Source organism: Dictyobacter vulcani, assembly GCF_008974265.1.
Lineage (GTDB): Bacteria > Chloroflexota > Ktedonobacteria > Ktedonobacterales > Ktedonobacteraceae > Dictyobacter > Dictyobacter vulcani.
The window spans coordinates 288475-309383 of record NZ_BKZW01000004.1 but is presented as its reverse complement, the minus strand read 5'-3'; the positions used below and the strand labels follow the sequence as shown (position 1 = coordinate 309383).

At 57.6% G+C, this 20909-nt stretch carries 6 protein-coding genes and 2 pseudogenes; 1 reads left to right on the top strand and 7 read right to left on the bottom strand.

Annotation, left to right across the window (positions count from 1 at the left end; translation table 11 throughout):
- Positions 1–323 precede the first annotated feature (323 nt).
- Entirely contained in the window at positions 324–1094 is a 771-nt protein-coding gene (locus tag KDW_RS28620; RefSeq protein WP_151759323.1) for a helix-turn-helix transcriptional regulator, read from the top strand.
- Positions 1095–1509: 415 nt separating this feature from the next.
- Here the strand turns inward: KDW_RS28620 and KDW_RS35480 are convergent, their stop codons facing one another.
- The 7 genes and pseudogenes from KDW_RS35480 to KDW_RS35470 all read right to left on the bottom strand — a co-directional run bounded on the left by KDW_RS35480 (position 1510) and on the right by KDW_RS35470 (position 20892).
- Complete coding sequence (locus KDW_RS35480; RefSeq protein WP_151759322.1) at positions 1510–2094, bottom strand: thioesterase domain-containing protein; 585 nt, start codon at positions 2092–2094, stop codon at positions 1510–1512.
- Positions 2095–2099: 5 nt separating this feature from the next.
- Entirely contained in the window at positions 2100–5549 is a 3450-nt protein-coding gene (locus KDW_RS28610; RefSeq protein ID WP_151759321.1) for a non-ribosomal peptide synthetase, read from the bottom strand.
- Positions 5550–5595: 46 nt separating this feature from the next.
- On the bottom strand, positions 5596–7047 hold the full coding sequence (locus KDW_RS28605; protein WP_269822554.1) for a condensation domain-containing protein: 1452 nt from the start codon (positions 7045–7047) through the stop codon (positions 5596–5598).
- 71 nt (positions 7048–7118) lie between these two features.
- Positions 7119–7865 (bottom strand): non-ribosomal peptide synthetase, encoded by a 747-nt coding sequence (locus KDW_RS35475; RefSeq protein WP_269822543.1) that lies wholly within the window; start codon positions 7863–7865, stop codon positions 7119–7121.
- Positions 7778–10540 carry a condensation domain-containing protein gene (locus KDW_RS34475; RefSeq protein WP_151759318.1) on the bottom strand — a complete coding sequence of 921 codons (2763 nt, stop codon included), beginning with the start codon at positions 10538–10540 and terminating at the stop codon, positions 7778–7780. Before KDW_RS34475 ends, KDW_RS35475 begins: the two co-directional genes overlap by 88 nt.
- Positions 10471–16610 (bottom strand): annotated as a pseudogene (locus KDW_RS36270) (amino acid adenylation domain-containing protein). Before KDW_RS36270 ends, KDW_RS34475 begins: the two are co-directional and overlap by 70 nt.
- Positions 16611–16758: 148 nt before the next feature.
- Positions 16759–20892 (bottom strand): annotated as a pseudogene (locus KDW_RS35470) (non-ribosomal peptide synthetase).
- Positions 20893–20909 lie beyond the last annotated feature (17 nt).

Sequence of the window (20909 nt, the reverse complement as noted above, 5' to 3'; positions counted from 1 at the left end):
CCGCGAAAATTATAGTTACTCAAGAATCTTTTTGATAGCATTGGATCTCAGAGTACCGACTAATGTGCAATCTTGCCAGAAATAACATATAATACTTATGCAGAATACAGGTAAAATGTTCTGCATAAATAGCTTTTGATCTATAAAAAGAAGAGTTTTTCCTGTAATATTATAGAATACTTTTTTTTTTTTTTTTTTTTTTTTTTTTATAATTAATAGAGCTACGATATTATCTCTAATGTGTACAGCAAAGCCCATTCATGCTATATAATAAGGGTATCAGGAAACATTCCGGTTTATGCCTAAAGGAGTCATAGTTAGATATGCCCCAACAATACTACACTGCCTCGGAGGCACAGCAAAAACTAGGTTTTTCCCGAGCAGCATTCTTCCGTAAGGTCAAGCAAGGTACTATCCATAAGGTGGTACTTCCAGGAATGAAACAGGGGGTCTACCCCAAACGAGATATAGATGCGCTAGCCCTTTCTATGCAGACTGTTTTTGAACAATTTCAGGACATTACGTTCAGCGCTTCAAGCGCCGCTGATCAGCAAGAAGAGATGGAAATTGGGATTCGTGCCTTTGGCAAAGATTTCATTACGCCGCTTGCTGAGCGTATCGCTTTTCAGCAGAAATGCGAATTCACCTTTCATTCCCTAAAAGCGCATGGTAAAGTTGTTGGCTATTTCTCCCTATTTCGCTTTACAGATACGTTCCTGGACAAAATTTTGCACGGCGAGCAGGTCGAACGTAATATTACTATCCATGATTTTCTACCTTTTACCCGCCTTGAAAGTTTCAATCTCTATATAGATGTTCTCGCCATCGATCCCTTGCTTTCTCATCACCTGAGAAATCTTTATGCTGGACTCCTGGTTTCTCATCTCTTCCATTTGTTAGTATCACTCCAAAAAAATGGATACTTGATTGATAAGATCTACACTATTACTAGTACCAGAGAATCAGATAACCTCGCTGCCCGCGCAGGTTTCCAGAAAGTCCAGACCAGATCCCTGGCCCCAAACCGCGTCGTCTGGGAACTGCCGCTGGGTGAGAAACAGGTGCAACTCCTTTCTTCTTTCTGGCAGGGATAGTAGGGGGAAATCACGCGTACCGGCAGCGCTGGTCGCCAATACGTTTCGCTTAAGCCCAGGGACGGTTTGATCCCTAGAGGAGATGAACGAAAGGAGGTTCGACCCTTTGGGTCGATTGGTTCCCTGCATACTATCCTTGCTTGACCATGAGCAAGCTATGCCATGTTAGGCAATGCGTTCGTGTGGGGGAGACAATCGACCCAAAGGGTCGAACCTACCATTTGTATCTCTCTTGATCATTTTTGCATGGGTTGCTTCATGATCATGCCACCATTGTAGCAAACGCAGCAGGGCGGCCTCCGCGTGTGGCGCCCTCTCCACGTACACATGGCTTGCTGGTCACGTCGAACCTTCTCTCAACATAGCGCTAAGTGAAATGTATTAACGACCAGCGCTGCCGGTACGGCAGAATACCTCAGACGATCTGGACGCTCTGCGATTGGGTGCTCAGTTCCAGCGAGAGCAGGCGCGCAAGTTCGCGGACATATGGTTCATCGACCATCTCGCTATGCTTGCCTGGTACGACATGGGTCGTAATCTCTGCCTGGCACAGGCGCTCCCAGCCACCAGTCAGGGCATTGGGCTGCCCGGCAAACAACTCCAATACCTCACTTGAACGGAAGAAGGCCATGGGTCCGCTATACACGGCTGGTTGATACTGCTTGACCGCTAACAGGTTACGGCAGTTGATATACGCGATGCGCTTGAATTGCTCAAAGCCAGTATCGGCTGGCAGCAAATTCGTCTGTCTGGCTTGCTTCCAGGCCAGGGTCAGTTGCTCCTGTGGACTGGAACGCTGAAGATCCTCGTCACTGATTTGCAGGGCACCCTCTTCGCGCAGGATACTGGCCACCATCTGATCGTCGATCTGCTCAACCACAGCGTTGCAGGATCCTGCTTCTGCCTGGCAGGCAGGAGGCAGGCTACTATCGAGCAGGGCCAGCAGGGCCACGCTCTCTCCCTTGCGCATCAATTGCCGGGCAATCTCAAAGGCGACCACACCACCTAACGACCAGCCCCAATTTGATAGGGACCAGACGGCTGGACCTCCTGGATGGCCTGGACATACTGTGCGGCGATATCTTCTAAGCGCGAAGCCCCCAGTTCATACTCCGGCGACTGCAATCCATAGAAGGGCTGCTCGGTTCCCAGCGCCCGGGCAAACGCCTGATAGCGGAACACAGTTCCACCGGAAGGATGCACACAGAAGAACGGCAGGTGCTCGCCACGCGTTTGCAGCGGCACGATAATCGCGGACGACTCTTCCGCCACGCCCTGTCTCAGGACCCGGGCAAAGGCTCCCAGGGTCGGATGTTTGAATAAAGCGGATAATGCCAGGTCGCAGGCAAATTCTTTATGGATCAAGGACATCAAGCGGACCGCGATGATCGAGTTTCCTCCCAGCTCAAAGAAATCGTCCAGCACACCGATTATCGGCACATTGAGGATCTGGGACCAGATCGTAGCCAGGCGAATCTCCACATGATCACGGGGCCGGATATAGGTCTTTTCCGTGGGCTCGGACGCGCTGGCGGTGCTATTAATGGGTTCCTGGGCGCTGAGTTGCTTGCGATCAATCTTGCCATTTAAGGTTAAGGGCAAGGCGGCCAGTTGCACGATGCTATTGGGCAGCATATAGGCCGGCAGGCGCTCCTGCAGGAAGGACTTCAGTTCTTTTTCGGCCAGAATAGTGCCCTGGGTCGCGACCACATAGGCGGCGAGTTTTTGTTCGTCGGGCTGGACTTCTTGCAACAGGACCACGCCTTCCTGTACCAGTGGATGTCGCTGCAAAGCCTGCTCAATCTCACCGAGTTCCACGCGGAAACCACGGATCTTGACCTGCGTATCGGCGCGACCGACAAACTCGATCTTGCCATCGGCCCGATAGCGTGCCAGGTCGCCGGTGCGATAATAGCGCACGGACTCGTCCTCACCCCAACGCTTCAGGATAAACTTCTCCTGCGTCTGCTCCGGCTTATTGAGATAGCCCTGTGCCAGTCCTGCACCGGCCAGATACAGCTCACCCACCACGCCAACCGGCACCATATTTCCACCACGATTGAGGATCACAGCCGCGAGATTATCCAGCGGCTTACCAATCGGCACAATCCGCTCCTGTGGACCCTGCGCGATCTGCTCGACGTGGCCCAGACGGTTGTAGAGCGCCCCGATCGTGGATTCCGTGGGACCATAGTGGTTGATGATTTCGCAGGGAGCCTGCATTTCGATGAGCCGTGCGATCAGTGTGCGGCTCAAGGCCTCTCCACCCATAATCAACTGCTGGCGCGGCATCCACGTCGCGGCATCCACGTCCGCGTCGGTTGCCAGTAAGGCACTCAGATGCGATGGCACGATCTTCAGGACATCGATGGGCTGCTGCCGCAGATACTGGCGCCAGCGCGCAGCAGAGGTCGCAACCTCATAATCCAGAATATGCAGACAGCCGCCGGAGACCAGTGAGCCAAAGATCACCGTGTTACCCAGATCCGCCGCCAGTGTCGAGACGGTCGCGAACTGCCAGCCAGCCTGCCAGTCCAGGCGTTGCTGCAAACACTGAATATAATTGCTGACATTCGCATGCTGGATCAGCACACCTTTGGGATTACCGGTTGAGCCCGAGGTATAGATCACATAGGCCAGATCTGAGAGCTGGATCGCGGTCTGTACGTCCTCGGAGCTGGCGGGGGCATCCTGCTCCTGCAAGGCTTCGATGGACAGGGTCTCTACGGGATAATCCATAAAGAGCGAACTCAGATGCTGCTGCGTCAGCACAACCGTCACCCGGGCATCCTGCAACTGATAATTCAGGCGTTGGCGCGGCAACTGCGCATCCAGGGCCATGTAGGCACCACCCGCTTTGAGGATACCCAGCAGACCAACCAGCATCTCAACGGAGCGCTCCACGCAGAGTCCGACCACGCTATTATGCCCGACGCCCTGTGCCCGCAAGGCATGCGCGACCTGGTTCGCGCGGCGGTTCAGCTCGTCATAGGTCAGGGTATGCTCATTGTGCGTAACCGCATTGGCCGTGGGATTATGGGCCACCTGCTGCTCAAACAGATCAACCAGCGTCAGCGCTGGAAACTCGACACGCTCACCCTGGAATTGCGCACGTAGCTCTTGCTCCTGGCTGGGCTGCAGCAGGTGCAGCTTCTTGATCGGCTGGTTGGGATGGGACAGTGCATCCTCAAAGATGGTGCTGAAGGCCTGCGCAAGATCGCAGATCTGCTGCTGTGTAAAGCTGTTGGCCGCATAGTGTAGTTGCAGGTTCAGGCTGTCCGCCTCGTGCACTACCTCTAGCTTCAGACTAAACGGCTCGCTGCAGTGATAGCTGGCCCGCAACACAAACTGCACTGGCTCTCCCTGCTCGCCGTTATCATGACTATAGGATGCAATCCCCTGCTGATAGGTATACTGCAGTGGTAATTGCTGGCGCTGTGCCTGCTCTGGCCAGACAAAATAGCTTTGCTCTTCCAGCGCATTGGTATAGGTGCCCCCGATCTGGCGCACGACCTGCGCAAAGCTCTCCTCGGCATCAAGCACGGCTGGTAGCGGGACAAAGCGTGTGTAGAGTCCCAGGGCGGCGGCGAGCTCTTCATAGTTGCGTCCATCATTCCCTACCCCGACGATCAACTCTTCCTGATTGGTATAAGCGGACAGGCAAAGCGACCAGGCCGATAACAGGAGCTGCTCGGCTGGTGCCTGTAATTCCCGGGCCAGGGCTTCCAGTTTTGTGGTCAGTGCATCCGGAACGGAAATCTGATAGCTCGCGGGTCGAAAATCGGCGGCGTTGCTGGCACTGGCCCCTGGAATCGTCAGGCTATCCAGTGCGGTCAGGTCCAGGTGTTGCCAGAACTGGCTATGCTCTGCAGCATCTTCATCGGTGAGCAACTCGTTCTGCCAGGCCGACACGTCGATATATTGGAGCAGCTCATCCTCTTCCTGTTCGCTGTCAGCGGCAGGTGCCAGCAAGTAGTAATAGGCCTGCTGGATTTCGGCTGCCAGCAGCTGTAGCGTCTTACGGTCCGCACAGAAAGCTGGCAAGCTGATAATCAGGATATGCTGCCTGGCACTCAGGGTTAAGACATGGCATTGGAGAGCGGGCATCTGACCAATATCGGCTGGTTGGCTACGTAGCTGGCGCACGATATTGTCAATAAAGCCATGTTGATCAACCAGCGATAGCTGCTCAAGCATGATGATTTGATAGCCATAGTTCGGCGTATTCACCACCTGCATCGGCACATCCATACCTGGAAGGGCCGAGAATGCCGTGCGCAAAATTTCGTTGCGCTCAACCACGCGCGCAATCGCCTGCTGCAGCGTATCCAGCGCAACCGGACCATTCACTTCAAGGACGCTGACCGCATGATAGACCGCATTCTGCTGATAGAATTCCCATAAACGCGCCTGCTGGATAGACAATGGCGATGCGTGAAGTTGTGTTGATTCCATGGCAGTGTAAGCTCCTTCTTTATAATATATGACAGAAACCGTAGGTTTAAAGCTTTGTGCGATTGCCTTTAATGTTGCCTAATTTGCGCAGACTGGCTGGGCGGCGCTCTTGCTTGCTCGCTTCTACCTGCGGCTCAGGGGCTGGCTGGCTCTGTTTGGCTTCGGCGGGCAATGGGATTTCATGGATCTGGAGATCTGGTTGGGCGAGCGCGGCCTGCAGGTAGTGCTCAAAGGCGGTTACTAGCTGCTGCATGCTCACTGCGTCAAAGAGATCGGTGCTATAGGTGATTGAGCCGGCCATGCCTCCTTCCGCTGTCTCGGCCATGAAGACTGCAAAGTCGAACTTTGAGCTGGTGACTTCGTTGGCGACCGGTGAGATACTCAAGCTCTGCTCCTGCTCGTTGCCGGCGCTGGCGCTGGCGGAGCCACCCGGCACGTTCTGGAGCACAAAGAGCAGGTTGATCAGTGGCGTACGACCATAGCTCCGCTTGAGGTGCAGGCGATCCACCAGAACATCGTAGGGTAGCTCTTGATTGCTATAGGCTCCCAGTACATTCTCACGGACCCGGGCCACGGCCTGGCGGAAGGTTGGTTTTCCACTCAGGTCGGTGCGCAGCGCCAGCAAGTTGATAAAGAAGCCGATCAGTGCCTCGGTCTCCTGCCGTGTGCGGTTGGCGATGTCGGTGCCCACGACGATATCCTCGCTGCCCGTCTTGCGCGCCAGGACACACTTGAAGGCCGTCAGCAGGGTCATAAAGATGGTGGCGGATTCCTGCTGGCTGAACGTTTTCAGGGTCCTGGTTGTCTGCTCGGATAGCGTAAAGGTGTAGTTGCTGCCACGGTGACTGTTGACTTCGGGCCGTGGATGATCGGCCGGATATTCAAAGGACTGCGCACCCTGTAGGCGCTGTTTCCAGTAAGCCAGTTGCTCGCTAGCGGCGTCGCTCTGTAGCCATTGCCGCTGCCAGGCCGCGAAGTCGGCATATTGGATGGCCAGCTCGGGCAGGGGCGACGGTTGCTGCTGCACCCGCGCCTGATACAGGGCCTGGAGTTCCGCTGAGAAGATGCCAATCGACCAACCATCGGTGATGATATGGTGCATCACGACCAGGAACAGGTGCTGCTGCGGCTGCAACCGGACCAGCAGGATGCGCAAGAGGCAATCCTGCGCGATATTGAAGGCCCGACCGGCCTCGCGTGGCAGCAGTTCCCTGACGGCTTGCTGCTGCTGCTCGGCCTCCATAGCACTGAAATCCAGGCATGGGAGCGCAAAGTCCGTGACCGCAGGAGCGATGCGCTGGACGGCCTCGCCATCGATAGTCTGGAAGGTCGTGCGCAGGCTCTCATGCCGCCGCATGATCTCCTGGACACTCCAGCTCAGCGCCTCTTGATCCAGTTCACCATCCAGTTGCAGGAATAATGGAATATTCTGCGAGGTATCACCCGGATTCAACTGATCCAGGAACCAGAGGCGCTGCTGCGCAAAGGAGAGCGGCAGGTTCTGGTCCCGGGGTACAACGGTCAGGGTCGGCAGTTGCGCGGCTGGCTTGCCATACAGCTGGGACTCAATCAGGGCTGCCTGCTCCGCGATCGTCGGGCGGCGAAGATGCTGCGCAGGGACATCTCGATGTCGGCTTTGCGCAGGCGCGTCAGTAGTTGCGTCGCCAGCAGTGAGTGTCCACCGAGTTCAAAGAAGTTCGCATCCACACTAATCTGCTCACGGCCCAGCACCGCGCGCCAGTGTGCCAATAACTGCACCTCGGCGGCGCTGCGGGGCGCAACCATGGCTTGCTCGCCCGGCATATCCAGACTATCGGGTGCCGGCAGTGCCTTGCGATCAATTTTGCCATTGGGTGTCACCGGAAAGGACTCCAGCAGGACAAAACTGGATGGCAGCATGTATTCTGGCAACCGGGACCGCACCAGCTCGCGTAGCTCGCTGACGGCACCTGAAACCAGGTTGGCTCCCACCATATAGGCCACCAGGCGCTGGTCCCCCGGACGATCCTCGCGAACGATAACCAGACATTCCTGGACATCCTCATGATGATTAAGGACATCCTCGATCTCGCCCAGCTCGATGCGCAGGCCACGCAGCTTGACCTGATGGTCGATCCGGCCCAGGAACTCAATGGTGCCGTCCGGCAGATAGCGCGCCAGGTCACCGGTACGATAGAGTCGTGCGCCTGGAGTTCCGCTGAAGTGATCGGGGATAAATTTGCTTGCCGTCAGCTCTGGCATATCCAGATACCCCCAGGCCAGCCCAACACCGCCGATACACAGCTCGCCAGCCACACCGACCGGTACAGGCTGCAAGTTGCGATCCAGCAGATAGATCTGGAAGCGCGGGATCGGCTTACCGATGGGGGCCGGCCCGGCAACTGCGGTGTACACTCCATGATCGTGGCACAGATCGTACATTCGGTCGGCCCATAGCCATTATAGAAGCGCCGCTGCGCTGGATCTGTCCACCGTCGCATCAGCTCCTCGGAACAGGCCTCACCTACCACCACGATTTTTTTCAAGGCCGGTACATCGGCTGGATTAAGCTGTGTCAGCATCGATGGTGCTAACGTGACCATACTGATGCGCTGCCGCGCAATCAAGTCAACCAGTGTGTGCAGGGAAAGCAGTTCGTCGGCCTGCGCCAGACAGAGCGTCGCGCCCGTACAGAGCGAGCCGATGATATCCCAGACCGAGGCATCAAAGCTGATAGATGCGAACTGTAAGATGCGATCCGCAGTGGTCAGCGCGAAAGCCTCGCACTGGGCCTCCATCAGGTTAGCCAGTCCATAGTGTGGGACCAGCACGCCCTTGGGTTTACCGGTCGAGCCCGAGGTGAAGATGATATAGGCCAGATCATGAACACCTACGACCACATCCGGTGAAGTGGTTGGCTCCTGCGCAATGCGTGGGGCCAGTTCATGCAGGTGGAGCAGCTGGACCTGCTTGAATGGTAGCTTGCTGGCCAGCGCTGGCTGGCTCAGGATCAGCTGGATCTGCGCATTCTCAACCATGTATTCCAGGCGCTGGAACGGATAGGCAGGATCCAGGGTGACGTAGGCGGCTCCGGTTTTCAGGATAGCCAGGATACTTATAACCATCTCGAAGGAGCGCTCGACACAGACCCCGATGCGATCACCGCGCTTGATGCCTTGCTGCAACAGGTAGTGGGCCAGTTGATTGGCTTGCTGATCCAGTTGCTGATAACTCAGGCTCTGCGCGCCAAAGACCAGGGCTTCCTGCTGCGGTGTACGTGCTACCTGACGCTCAAAGAGCTGGTGCCAGCAGGCCGGTATATATGGACGCTCGGTCGCGTTCCAGTTCCGGACTATCTGTGCTTGCTCATCTTCTGAAAGCATCGTCAGCTGGCTGAGCCGCTGTGCAGGATTGCGCACCAGGCTGGCCAGCAGGTTCTGCCAGTGCGCGAACATGCGCTCAACGGTTACTTGCTCGAAGAGATCGGTATTATATTCGACCGCGCAACTAAAGCCCTGCGCGGTATCGGCCAGGACCAGACTCAGATCGAAGCGCGAGGTCTCGCCGGTGGCTTCAAGCGGCGTGATTGTCAGGCCATCCATGGCCTCGACGACGCGGTTGGTCTCGGTCCCACTCTGTACGCTAAAGAGCACCTGGAAGAGCGGCGTGCGGCTCTGGTCGCGTTCAGGCTGAACGGCCTCGACGATCTTCTCAAATGGTACATCTTTATACATGTAGGCATTCAAGGTCGTCTCACGGACCCGGCGCAGCAGCTCGCTAAAGCTGGGATCGCCAGAGAGATCGCTGCGCAACACCATGGTGTTGACAAAGAAACCGATCAGCTGTTCGAGTTCAACCTGATCACGGTTGGCGATTGGCGTACCGACGCTGATATCGTCCTGGCCGCTATAGCGTGCGAGCAGCGTCTGGAAGGAGGCCAGCAGGAGCATAAAGAGCGTGACGCCCTCTTGCTGACTGAGTTGTTTCAACTGCGTACTCAACTCGGCCGGCACCCGGGTCAGCAGGACGCGTCCATTCTGCGTCTGCTGCGCTGGTCGTGGATGGTCCAGCGGCAATTGCAGGACTTCCGCGCCCGCCAGCTGCGTTTTCCAGTACGCGAGCTGCGCCTCCAGGCGTTGGCCCTGCAACCAGTTGCGCTGCCACAGCGCGTAATCCGCATATTGTACCGGCAGGCTCGGCAGATTGGCATCCAGCTTTTCATGCTCGGCTTTGTAGAGCGTGGTCAGCTCACGCACAAAGATGCCCATCGACCAGCCATCCCAGACGATGTGGTGCACCGTCATTACCAGCACATACTCACTATCCGCCAACCAGAAGAGGCGCGCCCGGAACAGTGGTCCGCGCTCCAGCGAGAAGGACTGCTGGAGCTCGCGCTGGATCAGTCCGGCCAGTTCCTGCTCACACTCAGCACCGCGCAGACCGCGCAGATCCTGGTGGCGCAGACGGAAATTAGAGATCGGCAGGATAGCCTGGACCGGCTCACCATTATGGTTCTGGAAGATCGTGCGCAGCACCTCGTGGCGCACCACAATACGCTGTAGACTATGTTCCAGCGCCGTCACATCCAGCTCACCCTGCAACTTCAAGGCCAGCGGAATCGTGTAGGCACGGCTCCCCTCGGCCAGCTGGTCCAGCAACCAGAGGCGCTGCTGCGCGAACGAGAGCGGCAGCGCCTCATCACGAGACATAGCGACGAGCGGCGGCGGCAACAGGTCCTGCTCGCTGTGGAGCAGTTCCTGAATCAGTACGGCCTGCGCTTGAATGCTTGGAGCACTAAAGACGCTACGCATCGAGATCTGGACATTGAAGGTCGAGCGCAGACGCGCAATCAGCTGGTTGACCAGCAGGGAGTGACCACCGACCTCGAAGAAGTTGTCTTCGACGCCGACCTGCTGATAGCCTAATACCTCGCGCCAGATCGTCAGGATAATCTCTTCAAAGCTATTGCGTGGGGCCTGCACAGTGCGGGCCTGGGCCTCCGCAGTCGCCACGGGGCCGGTAGATTATTGCGATCAACCTTGCCATTGGGTGTCAGTGGTAAGGCTTCCAGCAGGACACAGGTATTAGGGACCATATATTCGGGCAGGGCCGCACGTAAGTAGGCGCGCAGCTCGGCCAGAGCTGGTGCCGTGCCGGGCTCGGGCACCACATAACCAACCAGTTGCTGGTTGCCGGCCGCGACCTGATAGACAATCACCGCACAGGACTGCACCGCTGGATGCTGTGCCAGCACCGTCTCGATCTCGCCCAGCTCGATCCGATGTCCACGCAGCTTGACCTGGCGATCGGTCCGACCCAGGCATTCAAGCTTGCCGGCGCTATTCCAGTGGGCCAGATCGCCGGTGCGATACATACGCGCACCGGGAACAGTACTGAAAGGATCGGGCAGGAATCTTTCTGCGGTCAGGTCTGCGCGATGGCGATAACCCCAGGCCAGTCCATCTCCGGCGATATATAATTCACCGACCACACCGACCGGTGTCGGGACAAACTGAGGATTGAGCACATAGGTCTGGGTATTAGCGATCGGCTGACCAATCAGGATCGGCTGGCCGGCTTCGATCTGCTCAAGTGTGGACCAGATGGTGGTCTCGGTCGGTCCATACATATTCCACAGGCTCGCGCCACGCTCAAGCAAGGGCTGGACGATCTCCTGGGGTAGTACCTCGCCACCGCAGAGCATTTTGAGTTCTGCGCTCTCATCACCCGACCAGCCACTCGCCAGCAGCATACGCCACGTGGCGGGAGTCGCCTGCATCAGGGTTGGTCGCACCTGCTCAAGCTGCTGGACCAGCTCGGCCCCGTTCGTAGCAACCGCACGGCTGACCACAAAGACCTGCGCACCCAGCGTCAGAGGTAGCAATAGTTCGAGCACCGCGATGTCAAAAGAGAGTGACGTAACAGCCAGGATACGATCATCGGCACTCATGCCTGGACGCTGTGCGATGCTGGCAAAAAAGTTGACCACCGACTGATGCGGCAGGATCGTGCCCTTGGGTTTGCCGGTTGAGCCCGAGGTATAGATGATATAGGCCGGCTGCTGTGGATAAAAATCCAGCTCAGGATTGCCCACGGTCATGGCCAGATCAAGCTCTTCCAGGCAAACGACCTGCGCTTGATGGGCCGGTAAGCTATCCACCAGCCAGGGCTGTGACACGATCACCTGCACCTGACTATCCTCCAGCATATACGCCACCCGCTCCTGGGGATAATCAGGATCAATCGGCACATAGGCCGCGCCCGTCTTGAGGATACCCAGCAAGGCCACCAGCATTTCAGCGGAACGCTCCATACAGTGTCCGACGAGCATACCAGGACCAACCCCCAGTCCCTGGAGGTGCCGGGCCAGTACATTGGCCTGCTGGTTGGCTTCGCGATATGAGAGCTGTGTGTTGGCAAAATGGATCGCCGGAGCATCGGGAGTGCGCTCGGCCTGCTCTTCAAAGAGCTGATGGATACCTTTGTCCCGTGCATACGGCTGTTCCGTGGCGTTCCAGCTGCGCACCAACAGGTGCTGTTCCTGCTCGGATAGCACATTGTGGGCCTGGTACGCGGCCGTGGCATCACTGGCGATGGCGTTTAAGGTCTGCACATAGTAGCCTGCAATGCGCTGGAGCTGTCTGGTCGTGAAGGTCTCGCCATTGCTTTGCAGGGACAGCCGGATCTGATCTGAAATCGGATCCACCATCACATTGGTGCTCAGAGCGAAATTGTTACGCTCAAAGCCATGTTGTCCTAGCACCTTCATATCCGCCGCCGAGGAAGCAACCAGGTCTTTATAGACATGGAAATGCGTATAGTTGAACATCACATCAAAGAGCGCGCTGCCCCCATGACGGCGCTGGATCTCTGCCAGTGGATACCAGCGATGCGCCAGCAACTCCTGTTCCTGCTTGAAGACCGCCTGAATCAGGTCCTGCCAGCTCCCAGTGCCAGCCTGGAAGCGTAAGGGCAAGGTATTCAGGAACAGCCCAGGATGCGCTCGCTGTCCGTGGTTTCAGGGCGACCATTGGAGACCAGACCGGTGATAATATCGGCCTGTCCGCTTAGGGCGGTCAGCACCGCGAGATGGGCCGTCAAGAGGATACTCTTAGAGGGAACCGTCAGGCGTTGCGCCAGTTTGCGCAATTGCCGCGCCGTCTCGGTATCCAGGGCCAACGTGAACTGGGGGACATCCTCTTCTTCCGGCTCGGTCGAGGACCAGACCGGAAGCGGCGTCACGCTATAGTTGGCCAGCTTCTCCTGCCAGTACAGATGCTCGTCGGCGGCGGCTAGCTGCGTGCGCTCCAGGGCCACGAAATCATGATAGGAATGCGTGACCGGCTCAATCAGATTGTCCTGCTGGCCCTGTAGGAGCTTGAGATAGACCGTAAAGACTTCCGTCACAAACGAGGCCACGCTCCATCCATCCAGGATAGCGTGGTGGCAGGTCAGCGAGAACTGGAAGGATTTGTCACCGCGCAGGTGAATGGTCACACGGATCAAAGGAGCTTCAGCCAGGTTAAGTACCTGCTGCTTATCCTCTTCAATCCAGCGCAGCAGCTCCTCGCGCTGCTCCATCTCGGTCATGGCGCTAATGTCATGGATCAGGAAAGGCACCTGCACCTGCTTGTGGACGAGCTGCAAGAACTCGCTATAGCTATTGATATCAAACGAGGTGCGCAGTACTGGATGCTCGGCAGCTAACAACTGGATCGCCTGCTGGAAATACTCCGCGTTAAACTCGGCCTCCAGATGATAGCTGGTGATATCGTGGTACATGCCATTGTCGGCATTGAGCTGGCCATGATAGACCATGCCGGCCTGCATTAAGGCCAGTGGATAGGCATCTTCCACGTCTGCCGGCAGCTTCTGACGATCTTTCTCAGAGAGCAAGCCAAACGGCAAGACGGTCGCCTGCACGATAACCTGCGGCTTCTGCGTCTGCAGGTGCGCGGCCAGGGCAGCGATGGTCTGATATTGAAACAGCTCCTGCAGGCTAAAATAGAGCTCCTGCTCCTTCGCCTTCGCCACGATCTGGATACTGCGAATCGAGTCGCCGCCCAGGGTAAAGAAGTTGGCATGCACACCAATCTTGTCGCGCTGCAGCACCTCGCTCCAGATCGCGGCCAGTTGCGCTTCCAGCGGCGTGCGCGGAGCCACATACTCAAGTTCCAATTGCGCCAGACTACTCTCAGGCTCTGGTAAGGCCCGACGATCCAGTTTGCCATTGGCCGTCAGCGGCAGTTCATTCAGGAAGATGAAGAGCGACGGCAGCATATAATCGGGCAGATCGGCCTGCAGTTGCCGGCGCAGCGATCCTGTCTCCCAGTCCGAGCCTTCTTGCTGCACCAGATAGCCAACCAGGCGCCTGACACCCTGGGCATCTGCAAAAACCTGTACTGTACAGGCCTGGATGCCTGTCAGTTTGAGCAACTGACTCTCGATCTCCCCTAACTCGATGCGGAAACCACGGATCTTGACCTGCTGATCGACGCGGCCCAGATATTCCAGCTCGCCGGTAGCGAGGTAGCGTACCAGGTCACCGGTCTGATAGAGGCGCTGCTTCTCGCTGGTAAACGGTGACTGGATAAAGCGCTGCGCCGTCAGGTCTGCGCGGTTGAGATAGCCAGCGGCCAGGCCCGCGCCGCCCACATAGAGTTGACCCGCCACCCCGATCGGCACCGGCTGCAGGCTGTTATTGAGCACATAGAGCTGTAAGTCCGGGATAGCGCGACCAATCATGCTCCCACGGCCCTGCTCCACATCCTCCCAGCGAATACGGCGATAGGTCACGTGGACCGTGGTCTCGGTGATGCCATACATATTGATCAACTGCGGCTGCTCGTCACCGTGGCGCTGTAGCCAGGGGCGCAGGCGACTCAGTTCAAGGGCCTCACCACCAAAGATCACGGCCCGTAAGGCCAGCGTCGCCTCGGTCGAAGAAGAATCAAAGGCGGCCTCCACCTGCTGCAACTGCTCAAAGGCCGAGGGCGTCTGGTTCAGCACCGTGACCTGCTCATTCAGGAGCAGTTGATAGAAGGCCGCCGGTGTGCGACTGGTCTCATAGGAGACGACTACCAGCTTGCCACCATGCAGCAACGCGCCCAGATTTCCCAGACCGAGAAATCGAAGGCATAGGAATGGAACAGTGTCCACACGTCCTGCTGATCAAAGGAGAACCAGTGCTCGGTACCGGAGAAGAGGCGCTGCACATTCTCATGCGGGATACAGACGCCCTTGGGTTTGCCGGTCGAGCCCGAGGTGTAGATTACATACGCCAGGTCCTGCAGTGCATTGAGGTGCTCGGGATTCTGCGTGCTCTCGTGGGCAAAGCTGTCTGCAGCTTGATCTAACAGGAACAACTGCACGTCTGGCCGCTCGGCGAAGAGATGCGTATATGCCTGCTCGGTTACGATGCGCTGGACACCGGCATCGGCCAGCATAAAGCGCAGGCGATCAGCGGGATAGGTTGGGTCCAGTGGCAGGTAGGCCCGCCGGCTTTGAGGATACCCAGGACGCCGACCAGTAAGCGCACAGAACGATCCATGCTCAATCCGACCAGTTGATTGGGTCCGACGCCATCTCGACGCAAGGCATGCGCCAGTTGATTGGCCTCGGCATTCAGTTGCGCATAGGTCAGGCTGTGCTGCTCATCGGCTACCGCGATAGCCTGGGGATTGAGTACCACCTGCCGCTCAAAGCTCTCGATCAGCGTCGCCGTGACCGGGAATTGCTGCTGTGGCTCGTTCCAGTCAACCAGCAGTTGCTGGCGCTCCTGCGCACTCAGGAAAGTGAGTTCCTGGACCGGTACATCGGGTCGGGCGGTCAGGGCTGCGAGCAGGCGCTGCCAGTGACCAAGCATGCGCTCGATGGTAGCGGCATCAAAGAGATCGGTATTATATTCCAGGTCAAAGGTCAGTCCCAGCGGGGATTCAGAGGCCGCCATACTCAAGTCGAACTTGGCGCTCTTATGCTCGCTCTCCAATGCCTCGATCTGGATGTCGGTCCAGCTTTGCTGTTTGGATGGCAGGTTTTGCAGCACAAAGAGTACCTGGAAGAGCGGTGAGCGGCTGCGGTCGCGCTCGGGTTGCAGGATATCCACCAGTTTTTCAAAGGGGATATCCTGATGGGCATAGGCTCCCAACGCGACTTCTTTGACCCGGCGCAGGACTTCGCGGAAGTCGGGGTTGCCGGAAAGATCGCTGCGCAGGACCAGCGTATTGATGAAGAAACCGATCAGGCCCTCAAGCTGGGCCTGCGTACGATTGGCGATCGGCGTGCCCACGCTGATGTCTTCCTGACCACTATAGTGGCTGAGCAGGACCTGCCAGGCGGCCAGCAGGGTCATAAACAGCGTGCTGCCTTCGCGCTGGCTGAACAGTTTCAGTGTCTGGCTCAGTTCGCGTGAGATGACCAGGCGTTGGCTGGACCCGCGATAGGTCTGGACTGCTGGCCGTGAGCGGTCGGTTGGCAGGGCCAGTGGCTCGGCCCCACCCAGTTGCTTTTTCCAGTAATCCAGTTGCACATTCAGTACGTCGCCCTGCAACCAGTTGCGCTGCCAGAGCGCGTAGTCCGCATATTGTAGTGGCAACTCTGGCAAGGGTGAGGGCTGTCCGGCCACGATAGCAGGATAGAGCTGACCGATTTCATTGGTCAGGACACCCATCGACCAGCCATCCGAGATACTATGGTGCAGCGTCAGCAACAGGATCGCGTCCTGCTTGGAGACGAGCAGCAAGCGAGCGCGGAACAAGGGACCCTGTTCCAGATCAAAGGGCTGCTGTGCCTCCTGCTCGATCAAGGGCTGCACCTGATCCTGGTCAGCCACCGGGACAATCGAGAACAGGAAGCTCTCGACTGGATCAATGTGCTGGTAGGCCGAGCCGGCACGCGCAACAAAGCGCGTGCGCAGGCTCTCATGCCGACGGACAACCTCGCGCAGTGTCTGCTCAAGAGCAGACACATTGAACGCGCCACGTAAACGTAAAGCCAGCGGGACATTATAGGCAGTACTCCCAGGCTCTAATTGATCAAGAAACCAGAGACGCTGCTGCGCAAACGAGAGTGGTGCCGGAACATCATCTTTACGGCGCATCAGGACCGGATAGGCCGCCGTATTCTCACGCTTCTCCGCAATATTCTTCAGAAAAAGCTTGCGCTTCTCTGGCGAAAGCGTTGCGATACGCTGAGCTAGACCAGACATAATTCATCACTCCTCTTATGATACTCAGGCATTGTGCTCAAGAAAGTACTGCTCGACTTCCTGTTCGGAAAGCTGCTCGATCTCTGCCAGCATCGCCGCTGCCTCGGCATCGACGGCCTCGTCATCCACGGCAAAGGTTTGCAGATGCTGCGCGAAGTCTGCCAGCACAGGTTTCTCAAAGAGATCCCGTAACGGTATATCCAGTTGGAGCAACTCGCGCAGGTGCGAGAGCAACTGGGTGGCGAGCAAAGAGTGTCCACCGATCTCAAAGAAATTGTCATAGATGCTGACCGCTTCCAGACCCAGTACCTCTTTCCACAGATCCACCACAATCTCTTCGACCGGATCACGCGGAGCCACAAACTCGCGTGTACCCTGGCTGGCGGCTTTATCCGGTGCCGGGAGCGCCCGGCGATCCAGTTTGCCGTTGGCCGTCAGCGGTAGTTCCGGCAAGGTAATAAACAGCGCTGGCAGCATGTAGTCCGGCAGGACCGCCTGGAGCTGCCGCCGTAGCACACCGGTCTCCCAGGCCGAATCCTCTTCCTGCACCAGATAGCCAATCAGGCGCTTCCCACCCTGGGCATCGGCCGCGACCTGTACCGTACAGGCCTGGATGCCTGGTAGCTTGAGCAACTGGTTCTCGATCTCCCCTAACTCGATGCGGAAACCGCGAATCTTGACCTGCTGGTCCATACGGCCCAGATATTCCAGCTCGCCATCCGCACGATAGCGCACCATATCACCGGTCTGGTAGAGGCGCTGCTTCTCACTGGTAAATGGCGATTGGATAAAGCGCTGCGCCGTCAGGTCAGCGCGATTGAGATAACCAGAAGCCAGGCCCGCGCCACCGACATAGAGCTGACCCGCCACACCAATCGGGACCGGCTGCAGAGCACTATTGAGCACATAGAGCTGTAAGTCCGGGATGGCGCGACCGATCACGCTGGCCCGGCCCTGCTCCACATCCTCCCAGCGAATACGGCGATAGGTGACGTGGACGGTGGTTTCGGTGATACCATACATATTGATCAACTGTGGCTGCTCATCGCCGTGACGCTGCAGCCAGGGGCGCAGGCGACTCAGATCCAGCGCCTCACCACCAAAGATCACAAACCGTAAGGCCAGGGCTGAATTGATCATCGGCTCAAAGGTCGCATCGACCTGCTGTAACTGCTCAAAGGCCGAGGGCGTCTGGTTCAGCACCGTGACCTGCTCGCGCAACAGCAGCTGGTACAGAGCCGAAGGAGTGCGGCTGGTCTCGTAGGAAACGACTACCAGCTTGCCACCATACAGCAACGCGCCCAGATTTCCCAGACCGAGAAGTCAAAGGCATAGGAGTGGAACAGCGTCCATACATCCTGGTCGTTGAAGGAGTAGAACTGCTCGGTACTAGCAAACAGGCGCTGCACATTGGCGTGCGAAATGCTCACGCCTTTGGGTGTACCCGTCGACCCCGAGGTATAGATCACATAGGCCCGATCCTCTGGTGCATTGATATGCTCCAGATTCTGCATCGATTCCTGCGCAAACGTGTTCTCCTGCTCATCAAGTAAGAACAGGTGCAGTTCTGGCTGCTTGGCAAAGATCGCTGTATACGCTGGCTCGGTCACGATGCGCTGGACACCGGCATCGGTCAGCATAAAGTGCAGGCGCTCGGCCGGATAGGTCGGGTCCAGTGGGAGATAGGCCCACCGGCTTTGAGGATCGCCAGCAGGCCAACCAGGGTCTGCACGGAACGATCCACACAGAGGCCAACCAGCTGGTTGGGTCCGACGCCCTCACGGCGTAGCGCATGCGCCAGCTGGTTCGCCTGCGCATTCAACTGTGCATAGGTCAGGCTACGCTGCTCATCAGCCACCGCGATGGACTGTGGATACTTTTCGGCCTGCTGCTCAAAGCTCTGTACCAGCGTCGCCGTGACCGGATAGACCAGTTGCGGCTCGTTCCAATCGACCAGCTGCTGCTGGCGCTCCTGAGCACTGAGCAGAGCAAACTCCTGGATCGGTGTCTCGGGCTGGATCACGATCGCGGTCAGCAGGCGCTGCCAGTGAGCGGCCAGGCGCTCGATGGTCTCGGGCGCAAACAGATCGCTGTTGTATTCAAATTCGCACAGCAGATTCTGGTTCGTATCCAGCACCGTCAGGCTCAACTCAAACTTGGCTGTCTTCGCTTCAGCACCTGGTAGCTCGACCTCCAGTCCTGGCAGGGTCAGGTTCTGTTGCGTCACATGCTGCACACCAAACAGCGACTGGAAGAGCGGCGAGCGGCTGCGATCGCGCTCAGGTTGCAGGATCTCCACCAGCTTCTCAAATGGCACATCCTGGCGCGCATAGGCTTCCAGCGCCACGTCTTTGACCCGGCCCAGGACCTCACGGAAGTCCGGATTACCGGAGAGATCACTGCGCAGGACCAGGGTGTTGACGAAGAAACCGATCAGGCCCTCGATCTGCTCCTGGGTACGGTTGGCGATCGGGGTGCCCACGCTGATATCTTCCTGGCCACTACTATAGTGACTGAGCAGCACCTGCCAGGCCGCCAGCAAGGTCATGAAGAGCGTGGTGCCTTCGCGCTGGCCCAGCTGCTTGATCGCGTTACTCAGCTCACTCGATAGCTCAATCCGCCGCTGCGCCCCGTTGTAGGTCTGCACGACTGGACGCGGATAGTCTGTCAGCAGGGCCAGCGGTTCAGCACCGCTTAATTGCTGCTTCCAGTAGGCTAACTGCGCATCCAGGACCTCACCCTGCAGCCATTGGCGCTGCCAGAGCGCATAGTCCGCGTATTGCAGCGGCAGTTCACTCAGCGCAAAAGGCTGTCCATTGACATAGGCCGTATAGAGCTGGCTCAGTTCACGCGTCAGGATGCCGAGCGACCAGCCATCGGCAATACTATGGTGCAGGGTCAGCAGCAAGAGTGCTTCCTGAGCCGAGACCTGCAACAAACGAGCGCGGAACAGGGGTCCCTGCTCCAGATCAAACGGCTGTCGTGCCTCCTCTTCGATCAAGTCCTGTAACTGCTGGCCAGGCTCGACCGGCTCCAGGGCCAGCGTAAAGCTCTCGCAGGGATCGATCTGCTGGCGGGCCTCGCCATTGACCGAGACAAAGCGTGTGCGCAGGCTCTCATGCCGGCGTACGATCTCACGCACGGTCTGCTGGAGCGCCGTCACGTTCAGCGCGCCCCGGAGATGTAAGGCCAGCGGAATATTATAGGCAATATTCCCGGGTTCCAACTGCTCCAGGAACCAGAGCCGCTGCTGCGCGAACGAGAGCGGGGCCAGCTCATGGGGTCCAGCTTCGATGACAGGAACGACCGCCTGGTCGCTACGCTGATCCTGCACATAATGGGCCAGCTGAGCGATTGTCGGCGCTTCAAACAACACGCGCAACGGGATATCCACGTTCATCAGATTGCGGATGCGCGAGACCAGCTGCGTGGCCAGCAAGGAATGTCCACCAACCTCAAAGAAATTATCATGGATCGTAATCTGCTGGCGGCCCAGCACCTGTTGCCAGATCTCCAATAAGAGCTCCTGGACAGGATTGGTCGGAGCGGCCAGCAAGGTTACGGTCGCGTCGCTCTGCTCATCCTCCACCGCAGGCAGGGCCCGGCGATCAACTTTGCCATTGGCGTTCAACGGCAGTCTATCCAGGAAGATCACATGCTGGGGAACCATATATTCCGGCAGCTTCTCGCGTAAGAAGGCTTTCAGCTCGGCACTGGTAATGCTGGCCCCGGCCTGCTGGACCACATAAGCCACCAGGAATTTATCCAGCTCACGCGTCTGCACCACCACCATATGGTCCGTGATGGCGGGATGTTGCGCCAGCACCACTTCAACCTCACCAGGCTCAATGCGGAACCCGCGAATCTTGACCTGGAAGTCACGGCGACCAACAAATTCCAGGCTCCCATCATCCAGGTGCCGAACCCGATCACCCGTGCGATACAAGCGTCCACCTGGTTCCTGGCCAAAGGGATCCGGGATAAAGCGCTCGGCACTCATCTCAGGCTGATTGAGGTAGCCGCGAGCCAGGCCATCACCACCGGTATACAGCTCGCCGACAATGCCCTGCGGTACGACCTGCAAATGCTCATCCAGCACATAGACCCGGGTATTGGCAATCGGATAGCCAATCGAAACGCTCTCACCGGGCTCCTCATACTGCATGGGATAACAG

Coding starts and splice junctions, on each gene's coding strand:
- KDW_RS28620 (WP_151759323.1), top strand. CDS start 324: ATGCCCCAACAATACTACACTGCCTCGGAGGCACAGCAAAAACTAGGT.
- KDW_RS28610 (WP_151759321.1), bottom strand. CDS start 5,549: ATGGAATCAACACAACTTCACGCATCGCCATTGTCTATCCAGCAGGCG.